7 protein-coding genes are annotated in these 11,192 nt (G+C 40.7%); all 7 read left to right on the forward strand.

All coding sequences use genetic code 11. The annotated features are described in order from the left end of the window. Positions 1-534 precede the first annotated feature (534 nt). Positions 535-2,571: a protein kinase domain-containing protein gene (locus ACM0OY_RS32045; RefSeq protein ID WP_414572802.1), complete on the forward strand. Its 2,037-nt coding sequence runs from the start codon at positions 535-537 to the stop codon at positions 2,569-2,571. 77 nt (positions 2,572-2,648) lie between these two features. Further along, entirely contained in the window at positions 2,649-4,220 is a 1,572-nt protein-coding gene (locus tag ACM0OY_RS32050) for a sensor histidine kinase (protein ID WP_414572803.1), read from the forward strand. A 172-nt stretch (positions 4,221-4,392) separates the two neighbouring features. Further along, positions 4,393-5,061, forward strand: coding sequence for a response regulator transcription factor (locus ACM0OY_RS32055; protein WP_414572804.1), 669 nt, complete (start codon positions 4,393-4,395; stop codon positions 5,059-5,061). Between the two features lie 129 nt (positions 5,062-5,190). Next, complete coding sequence (locus ACM0OY_RS32060) at positions 5,191-6,318, forward strand: HAMP domain-containing protein (RefSeq protein WP_414572805.1); 1,128 nt, start codon at positions 5,191-5,193, stop codon at positions 6,316-6,318. Positions 6,319-6,961: 643 nt separating this feature from the next. Then, positions 6,962-8,164, forward strand: a complete 1,203-nt coding sequence (locus ACM0OY_RS32065; RefSeq protein ID WP_414572806.1) for a glycosyltransferase family protein — start codon at positions 6,962-6,964, stop codon at positions 8,162-8,164. 135 nt (positions 8,165-8,299) lie between these two features. Beyond that, positions 8,300-9,487, forward strand: a complete 1,188-nt coding sequence (locus tag ACM0OY_RS32070; RefSeq protein ID WP_414572807.1) for a glycosyltransferase family protein — start codon at positions 8,300-8,302, stop codon at positions 9,485-9,487. A 279-nt stretch (positions 9,488-9,766) separates the two neighbouring features. Beyond that, positions 9,767-10,978 carry a glycosyltransferase gene (locus ACM0OY_RS32075; protein WP_414572808.1) on the forward strand — a complete coding sequence of 404 codons (1,212 nt, stop codon included), beginning with the start codon at positions 9,767-9,769 and terminating at the stop codon, positions 10,976-10,978. The last annotated feature ends 214 nt before the right edge of the window (positions 10,979-11,192 follow it).

The raw sequence follows: 11,192 nt of genomic DNA on the forward strand, positions 1-11,192 counted from the left end.
TGATGATTAATTAATGAGGCTTAGTCTTTAATACTTAGTAATTTATTGATTGTAAATATACAAGAAAAAGTACTAAAGCTAGGAGTTCCAAAAAATTTTTTTTCAGATTTCAGATTATTATATAATCGAAAGAATAATTAATCCTATGGCTCTCGTAGTTTTCCACAAATGAGGAAGACTGACTAAGCTAACGCGCTGGAAAATAGGATAGATTTGCATTGGGCATTGGGCATCGGACACTTGTACTGAGCGTACCCCTATGGGGAAGCAAGCTACGCGTAGCGTCTCGTAGAGAAGCTAAAGTATGGGGCATTGGTTAATCACAAATGACTAATGACTAATGACTAATGACTAATGACTAAATATGCTATTTTAATGCGTTACAGCTTGCTGTTTACAAACGTTAACGATATAAGTAATTCCCCAATCCCCAGAACAGGGTTTTTCTACCACAAGTAAGCGAGAGTCAATTTTTTAAGGGTAAATACGGGGCAAACTTAGCTTAAGTTGTCATGCAGTCGCGCCTGTCAGATCATGATCTGCTGCTTAAATCCCGATTGCCCAAACCCCCTGAATCCCAATGGAAAGAAGTTTTGCCAAAATTGTGGCACCCCGCTGGTGTCACTTTTGAGAAATCGCTTCCGTGTTATCCGAGTCCTTTCGGATGAAGGGGGATTCGGCAGAACTTATCTATCAGAAGACATAGATAAACTCAATGAACGCTGCGTCATCAAGCAATTAGCTCCAAAGTTCCAAGGTACTTGGTCGCAAAAAAAGGCGATGGAGTTATTTGCCCAAGAAGCGCAGCGACTACAAGACCTTGGAGAACATCCGCAAATTCCGACTTTGTTGGCTTACTTTGAGCAAGACGGCTGTTTGTACTTAGTGCAGCAGTTTATCAATGGGGACAATTTGTTAAAGGAGTTACAACAACGCAAGAAGGCGTATACTGCTAGGGAAATTCAAGGTATTTTGCTGGATTTGCTGCCTATACTCAAGTTTATCCACGATCGCAATGTCATTCATCGAGATATTAAGCCAGAAAATATTATCCGGCATAAAAGCGATGGGCGATTAAGCTTGATTGATTTTGGTTCCTCAAAGCAATTCACAGCCAGAGTTCAAAATAAATCTGGTACATCCATTGGTTCGCACGGCTATTCTCCCCTAGAACAAATTAGAGATGGTAAAGCTTTTGCCGCGAGTGACTTGTTTGGTTTAGGCGCTACCTGCTTTCACCTGCTGACGGGAACTTCCCCCTTTCAATTGTGGATGGAATGCGGGTATGCCTGGGTGAGTAATTGGCGGCAATATTTACGCACTCCATTAAATGCTGAATTGGATTTGGTAATCGACAAGCTTTTGAAAAAAGACATTCAACAACGCTATCAGTCAGCCGATGAAGTCCTCAGAGACTTGGTGCAAAAACAACCACTAGCATTGCCTCCAGCCGGGAAGTCAACTGCGACAATCCCGGTAACTAAAGCATCAAATTTAACAAAAAGTTATAGCTTACTGAGAATTTTAATCTTGGGAAGTGCTTTTATTATGTTGTTTGGATTTAGCGAATCTTGGTATAAACATTTTCGCCGGATTCAAACTACTTTGTCTTCTCGGCTGATTCATAATAGTCCGAGCAGGAATAACCCACTTTTGGGTCAAGCGCTAAAAATTAACTTGGGCAAAGTTTCTTTAGTTAACAGTTTCCAAGGACACGAAAACTCAGTTTTATCCATCGCCATCAGCCCCGATGGCCAAACCATCGCCAGCAGTGGCGACGAACGAAAAATTAAACTTTGGAATTTAGCAACCGGAAAACCAATCTCTTCACTCAACAGCTATTCTGGGCAGGTGAACGTCGTAATTATTAGCCCAGATGGCAAAATTCTGGTAAGTGGTAATGATGACAGCACCATCAAAATCTGGAATCTGGCAACAGGACGGCAAATTCGCACTCTTACAGGGCATTCTGACTCAGTTCATACCCTAGCCATCAGCGCTGATAGCCAGACTTTAATTAGTGGTAGTGATGACAACACGATTAAAATCTGGGATTTAGCAACCGGAGAGCAAATCAAGACATTGACAGGGCATACATTTTGGGTGCGGTCAGTAGCCATCAGCCCAGATGGCGTAATTCTTGCCAGTGGCAGCTTTGACAAAACCATCAAAATCTGGAATCTGGCAAAAGGATACTCCATCCGCACATTAGCGGGAAATTCTCAAACAGTAACAAACGTGGCTATTAGTCCAGATGGTAAAACTTTAGCCACTGCTAGCCGCAATCGCACCATTAAACTCTGGAACATGACCACCGGCAGAGAAATTCGCACGCTGGTGGGACATGATAACACAGTCACAAGCGTAGCTTTCAGTCCCGATGGTCAAATCCTTGCTAGTGGTAGCCGCGATCGCACTATTAAACTCTGGAATATTGCCACAGGAGAAGAAATTCTTACATTGGCAGCCCACACCAACACCGTAACATCTGTTACCTTCAGTCCTGATAGCAAAACTCTTGTCAGCGGTAGCGATGATAATACTATTAAGATTTGGCGGTTGGTTGAGTGAAGTGTCCCCAATACCCAATCCCCAATCCCCCGTCCCCAATTGCGATAAACTGTCTCAATGAGTGAGCAGGGGTGAAAATGAGCAGTATCACCAGCCATCGCCGCGATCGCAGGTCTGGGTTTAAAATACCGCAGCTATTTTTCAGTTGGCAGCAAGTATTTGGAGAAGCACGTACCCGAATTTTGTTCTGGTATTTGCTGATTTTGGCGATCGCATTTCTCATTGCCATTCCAGCTTTTCGCTATCATCTCTACCAGCGCATTGATGAACGCGTTCGCCAAGAGATGTTAGAAGACATGGCGGCTTTTAATGCGTTGATTAAAGGTGAAACTTTTGCTCCAGATCATCGACTGACTGACGACTCAGAAGACATAGTAATTGGCCCAGAGCAATTGAAATGGTTGCTCGCCGGCAAAAAACAAATCGCCCCTCCGGCTTCCAAAGAAGATTTGATTAGGCTTTTCAGAGCCTATCTGTTGTATCGACTACCAAAGGATGACTCTTACTTCATCACCTTTATTGATGGTGAATTTTATAAATCTAGCCCTAGAGCGCGTCCTAAACCCCTGGCCAAGGAATCACCACAGATGCAACGATGGGCAAAACAAACCAAATCAGAGCAGGGAGAAAAAGAATTTTCTGACCCGGATGTTAGTAAGATTCTTTACATGGTGGAACCGATTAAAATTAATGGACAAACTCAGGGAGTCTTTGTGGTTGCCCATAATACCACCGGTCAGCGGGCAGAGACTTTAGAAGCAGTTTCTGTGATTATTGAGGTTTCCAGCTTAGTGTTTGTGGTGTCGTTAATTCTGGCTTGGTTTGCGGCAGGACGGGTGCTAGCTCCTCTACGCACAATTACTAGCACTGCTCATGCAATTAGTGAGTCAGATTTGACCCAGCGCCTACCTGTACAAGGCAAGGGAGAATTGGCAGAACTAGCAACAACGTTCAACGAAATGATGGACAGACTAGAGTCAGCTTTTGCCAGCCAGCGAGAATTTGTCAACGATGCTGGGCATGAAATTCGGACTCCGATCACAATTATTCGCGGACATCTGGAACTGATGGGCGATGACCCCCAAGAGCAACAGGAAACTTTGACCTTGGTGATGGGAGAATTAGACAGGATGAGCCGTCTAGTAGATGATTTGATTTTACTGGCAAAGGCAGAACGCTTAGACTTTTTGCAGTTGGCGACGGTGAATGTGGCAGATTTAACCCAAGAGTTATTTGTCAAAGCTCAAGCGCTAGGAGAGCGCGACTGGCAAATAGATGCGGTGGCAAAAGGTCTGATTATAGTCGATCGCCAAAGAATTACTGAAGCTGTGATGAATTTGGCGCAGAATGCGACTCAGCATACTCTCAAGAGTGATACTATTTCCATAGGTTCTGCGATCGCTAAAGGAAAAGTGCATTTTTGGGTACGCGATACAGGCGAAGGCATTCCCCTTGTAGATCAAAAACGGATTTTTGAACGTTTTGCTCGAACTTCTAACAGTCGTCGTCGTTCTGAGGGTGCGGGATTGGGGCTGTCAATTGTCCGAGCGATCGCTGAAGCACACGATGGAAAAGTATTGCTTCGGAGTCAGTTGGGAAAAGGTTCGATGTTTACCATCGTTTTACCCCTCGATCCTCCCAAAATATAAAATCAGAATACAGAATTCAGAAGTGAGAATTCAGGATTTAGAATACTCTAGCCATAAAGCGAAAAGTCGGAGCTAAAGCTAGCCGCGATTCCAGCTAGGTGTTTATGTCATAAATCATACAACGAAGGCATAAAAATATTTCTTTCCCAGTCCCCAGTTCCCAATCCCCACTATGCCTCACATTCTCATCGCTGAAGATGAACCCCGGATTGCCTCATTTATTGAAAAAGGATTGCGATCGCAAGGATTTACAACGACAACAGTTGCCGACGGACTGTATGTGGTGGATGTTGTACACAGTGGGGCTTTTGATTTACTAATTTTGGATCTGGGATTGCCTGGAAAAGATGGATTCCAAGTGTTGGAAGAACTGCGCGGACAGGGAGAAGATTTGCCTGTAATTATTCTCTCGGCTCGGAGTGACATTCACGATAAAGTCGCTGGACTTGAAGGAGGCGCAGATGATTATGTCACCAAACCCTTCCGATTTGAAGAACTTTTGGCGCGGGTAAAGTTGCGTTTGCGAACTGCTAGACCAGCCAGAGATGCCCAAGAGTTTACCCTGACAGCAGGAAATGTGGTACTCGATTTACGGACTCGACAAGTGAAAGTAGGCGATCGCTTTGTAGAATTACCTGCTCGTGAATTTACAATGGCAGAAATGTTTTGCCGTCATCCTGGACAAGTTATCAGTCGCGAACAACTGCTAGATTATGTTTGGGGCTACGACTATAATCCAGGTTCTAATATTGTCGATGTCTATGTCGGCTATCTCCGCAAGAAACTAGGCAGCGACATCATTGAAACAGTTAGAGGCATGGGTTATCGCTTACGAACATAATTGAAGTTAATCCCAAAGAAATTCCTCATCAAGAAATAACTCAAATGAAGTATGCAGGAATATTTGCTAATGATCCAACATTTGACGATTTCATGGACAAATTAGTTGCTATCCGCAAATAATTAGAGTATGAAACAGCACAAGAACTTTGATAAACTGGCTTGCGGATGGCCAAATAGTCGCATCCAACCATCAAATAACTTTGGGTATTGGTTCAGTCATTTGAAAGTTGGTCAAAAAATAGGTGTTGGATATGCACTAGTTGTAAGCATCGCTGTGCTGGGAACTACTATGGGTTTTTTGATTGCAGACCGTTACAAACTGAAGGCGCAAAAACGAGAAGTAGCAGCGTTTGAAGAACTATATCAGGCATCTCAATTGAAAACGAGTGTGTTTTATGTACGCACCACTCAACACCAACTGATTCTCTACATGGATAGACCAAAGCTATGGGAAAAAAATTACACTCAATTATTAGAGTATGTTGCCCAAGCTCGAAAAATTTGGTCTGAATTAACAGTAAATTACAGCATTCAGAAGGCTCCCAAATATCATTCTGTAAATGAGCAAAAAGCATTCTATATTTTGTTAGAGAGCTATAAAGGTTTTAGTGCTTACTTACAGAGAACAGAAGCTTTTTTTCAGGATAATAATCCCAATCAATTATCACCAATTCAAATTAAGACAGCGCAAACTCAACTCTTCAATTTCATGCATGGCTCACCAGTTTTTTTGATGGATAACTTTCTCAATGACATCACAAACCTTGTGGAAGTTACAGCCAAAGACTATGAGCAAGCAAAACAGGAATTACAAACCGCAGAAACATTACGCTTATATATTATCGTTGGTAGCCTCTCATTATCAATTGCGATCGCCACATTATTAGCAATTTACACCAGTCGCGCCATTGCCCGTCCCATTCAAGCAGTTACTCATATTGCCCAACAGGTTACTGAAGAATCTAACTTCGATTTACAAGCACCCGCCACGACTAATGATGAAGTGGGTATCTTAGCAACTTCCCTTAATCGTCTTATCCAGGAAGTTCAGCAACTCATCAAAGCCCAAAACGATGTTAACGAACAGCTAGAAGTATACAGTCAGGTGCTAGAAAAAAAGGTGCACGAACGGACGCAGGAGTTAAATGAAAAAAATCAACGCTTAGAATTGGCTTTAGAAGAATTACGTTCTACCCAAGCACATCTAGTGAAAACTCAACAGATAGCAGAGGCGCAGCAAGAGAAGAATTCATAACTATAATTTCGTATAGTAACCAACTTTGATTTTTGTTTGAATAATCAGGGATCGTACCCCACATCCTACAATTTTTTCCTATTCAAACACATGTAGAGACGTTGCAATGCAATCTCTTTTACAACCATTTTGTAACTAAACGAGGTGTCTTACCCCAATACGCTTGGGTTAAGGAAATTTATCTGTTTAGGCAGGCTGTTCTTGAGCAGGGGGAGAGAAAAAGGCTTATCCCAAGCGTATTGGGTCTTATACCAATTCACGAAAATTCTGATACAAATGATTAGTCTTTAAATTCTTTCCCCCTGCTCCCTGCCCCCCTGCTGCCTATTTGTATCGATTTTAAAGTGAAATGGTATTACCCCCCATTCGCTAGCTGCATCCTTAAAAAGCAGGATATCTGGACAACACGAATTTTTCTCAATGAAATAAAATTGCTACAAATTTCAAAAATCGATAATATGAGAATTTTCTCATAAAAGTTTCATCAAAGATTCATAAATAGTTGAGAACCTAATTAATTGAGAATTATAAATTCAAAACAGACAATTTTAAAGAATTTTAAATCCACTTAATTTATCGCAAGTTCTACCAAATTTATTTTTACTTTCAAGAAAAACACTGACTACTTGAGGGACATTGAGCCATGAAATTGATGGTATATTCCCACGATGGCTTTGGTCTCGGTAATATTCGTAGAATGCTAAGAATCTGCACTCACTTATTAGATTCTATTGAGAAAATTTCAATTTTAGTAGTTTCTGGTTCGCCGATGTTACACAGCTTTCGGTTACCGAAAAGACTCGATTATATTAAGTTACCATGTTTAAATCGTGGAACATCAGGTGAGATGTATGTCAAGTATTTGGGGATAGAAATTGATGAGACAGTTAAATTACGCTCAGAGCTAATTTTATCAGCGATCGCTAATTTTAAACCAGATGTATTTTTAGTAGACAAAAAGCCCTATGGTATTCGCAATGAATTAAAATTAGCAGTTGAATATCTCACAGCAAAATTACCAGAAACTCCGCTAATTTTAATACTGCGGGATATTTTGGATAGTCCAGATACGATAATCGAAGAATGGGAAAAGCACGGTTACTACGAAGCAATTGAGAAATTTTATGACCGCGTGCTTGTTGTTGGAACTCCAGAAATTTTTGACATCCGTGAAGAATATCAACTACCGCCAATGGTTGCCCAAAAAGTGCAATTTTGTGGCTACATCCGTCAACAATTGGGACGCAAAAGCCCAAATCTTGTCCGCAGTGAGTTAAAACTCACCAAAGAAGAACAACTAGTTTTAGTTACGCCTGGTGGTGGTGAAGATGGTTACAGTTTAATTGACACTTATCTATCGAGTTTGGCATTACTGCCTACATCTTATAAACTGCGAACTTTAATTATATGTGGCCCCGAAATGCCACCAGAACAGCAAGCTGCACTAAAACAGAAAGCAGCTGCATATCCCCAGGTGCAGATGGAGGAATTTACCGATGATTTGATGAGTTACATCGCCGCCGCAGATGCGGTAGTAGCAATGGGAGGCTACAACACAACTTGTGAAATTCTTTCAGTAGGCAAGCCAGCAGTCATAGTACCCAGAATTAAGCCATCACAAGAACAGTGCATTCGTGCAGAACACTTAGCAAAATTAGGTGTTTTGGCGGCTATTCATCCAAACGATCTGACTCCAGATATTTTACTGCGATCGCTGTTACAAAAACTGCATATTCCCCAGATTTCCATTCCAGAAATTAATCTCAATGCCTTGCCCAAAATTAGCCAATACATCTCAACCTTGCTTGCAAAAAAAAACAGTCTGATGCCATTTTGCTACCAGTAACCGGAACAATTACCTGATTTAGTGCTGAATTGGAGTAAAAAGTAAAAAACGTTTCTTTCATCTTGATTTTACTTTTTGCCCTTTGCCTTTTAACCTGACACTCATTCAATTCAAACTGACAGAGGTAAAATTTTCATGAAACGTCTGATGTTTTACTGCCAACATATTTTAGGTATGGGGCACTTGGTTCGCAGCAGGGAAATTATACGCGGTTTAACCAAAGATTTCCAAATTTGTTTTATTAATGGTGGTGAAATAATCCAGGGTTTTGAAATTCCTGCTGGTGTGGAAGTCATTAACCTGCCTGCAATTAAAACCGATGCACAATTTACAGAACTACAAGTAGTAGATGATGCTTTTAGCCTCAACGAAGTCAAAGAAATCAGAAAAAATCGACTTTTGCAAATCTTTAATGAATTCCAGCCGGATATTTTAATTGTTGAATTATTTCCTTTTGGCAGAAGACGCTTCTCTTTTGAATTAATTCCTTTATTAGAATTAGCGAAGTCAAATAAAAGTTCAACTAAAGTCGTTTCTAGTTTGCGAGATATTGTAGTCACTAAACAGCATAAACAGGCAAAAAATGAAGAGAAAGTCTGCAACTTAATCAACAAATATTTTGATATGTTGCTGGTTCATGGCGACCCTGAGTTTGTTCCATTAGAAGAAACATTTTCTAGAGTCAATGACCTCAAATGTGAACTGTATTACACCGGATATGTGGTGCAAGAACCACCGAGCAATCCTGTTTTGACTTATGAAGACCGAGAAATTCTTAAATCAGATAAACCCTTGATTTTAGTCAGCGTAGGAGGTGGTAGATTTGGTCATGAATTGCTTGATTGTGTAGTAAGAACAGCGCCATTTTTAGAGAAAAGATTGCCACATAATATCCAGGTTTTCACGGGGCCATTTATCCCAGATTCAAAATTTAATGAACTGCAAGCACTGGCAAGAGATAGCAAAAATCTCTACATTCGACGCTATACTCCTTACTTGCTGAGTTATATGAAAAAAGCAGAACTTTCGATAAATATGTCTGGCTATAACACCACAATGAATATTTTAACCACAGGTGTAAGAGCTATGATTCTTCCGTTTACAGGTAATGAAGATCGAGAACAAACTATCAGAGCCGAAAAGTTAAGCGATTTAGGAATCGTCAAGCTTATCAATCCTTATGATTTGCAACCTGATTATTTTGCTATCAAAATTATAAATTATCTCAAAGAACAACACAATAAAATTAGCGTTGATTTTGCTGGAGTTGACAAAACTGCAAATATCTTAAAAAATCTAGTGGTTAAGCAACAAATTGCTTAGAATTTAGAATTTAGAATTCTGACTCCTGACTCAATACGCTTGGTGTTAAGCACAAAAGTAAGTTGGGTTGAGGCTTTGCGAAACCCAACAAATCACCAAGAAAGTTGGGTTTCGTTCCTCAACCCAACCTACTAGCGCGGCAAGCTTAAAACGTTGGGTTTAAACAACCTAGAAAATCGAAAATGAAACTTTTATGTGATTACTCAACCCAATAAATTAAGCTTGCCGCGCTACTACATCTGAATTCTGACTCCTGACTCCTGACTCACATAATAAATCATGGATAAAACTAAAGTTTGCATTACCACACTGGAATATCCTCCTGACATTGGCGGGGTTGGTGAATCAGTGCATCGAATTTCTCAGATGCTAATTGATAGCGGTTATGAAGTTCACGTTGCAGTTTTTCGCTCGAAAGAACGCTTGGTTTCTGATGGAACTCGGAGACGAGCAAGTTGTACAACAACGCTTCAAGATGGCGTATTTGTGCATCGCATTCGGTCAGCTATTCGCAACAATGTTACAGAAGTTCAAGATTTTTTTAGCGAAATTTATTTACAACTCAAATATCTACATCAGAAGCATAGTTTTAATTTGTTTCACGCCTTTTTTCTCAATGAAACAGGTTATGTAACCACGCTTTTAGCTAGAGAAAATGATATTCCTGTAATCAATAGCGTTCGCGGTAACGATTTACATAAACATATTTTTCATCCGAAAAATCATGCTCAAATAGCGTGGATTTTAGAAAATTCTGATTGGGTGACATTTGTCAGTCGTGACTTACTTAAAAGAGCTAGTATTATCACCCCAAGTATCAAGTTAAAATCATCGGCTTTTTGGAATTCCATTGCACCCATCAACTTTGAACAACTCCCCACCCCATCTTTAGTTAACGAATTGTCAGGTATCGTTATCGGTTCATCGGGTAGGTTTAGAGATAAAAAGGGAATTGAATTTCTTCTTGATGCTTGTGCAGATTTGGATCAAGAGTTAGATTTAACACTTTTACTTATAGGTGATTTTATTGAAAAAGAGCGAGAATATTGGCAGCAACAAATACAGCAAAGTCAAATAGGCCATCGCCTCCGCATCACTGGAATTACCAGCCGTCAAGAAGCTTTAGCTTATCTGCCACACTTAGATATTTTTGCAATTCCCTCAGTGCATGACGGTTGCCCGAATACTCTGTTGGAAGCGATGACAGCAAGCCGAGCAATAATTGGCACTCGTGTAGATGCGATCGCTGAAATTATAGAACATAGTGTAGACGGTTTGCTAGTCAACCCCGGCAGTACAGAAGAATTAACTGCTGCACTGCAATATTTAGCAACTCAACCACAACTGCGGCAAAAGTTGGGCGCAGCAGCCAAGGTCAAAGTAACTCAACAGCTTGCCCCATCAGTAGAGTATCAAAACTGGATGAATGTTTACCAACGAGCCTTAGGGACTTTTGATGCAGCTTTCTTAGGCGAAATATCCTTTGTGTAATACTTTTCCAGCCGATTCTTGACGCTGAACACACTAATACCGTAAGGCGGAATTCAAAATTCAAAATTAATGCAGCGTAAGCGTTTCGTTGATTTGGAATGGTCTGTTTATTTCCGCCACTAATCTCTTAGACCCGCAACTCAATTGCATCGACTCGCAACTCAATTGCATCGACCTGCAACTCAATTGCATCGACTCGCAACTCAATTGCATC

Origin of the sequence: Nostoc sp. CCY 9925 (assembly GCF_963920935.1) — a bacterium.
GTDB lineage: Bacteria > Cyanobacteriota > Cyanobacteriia > Cyanobacteriales > Nostocaceae > Nostoc.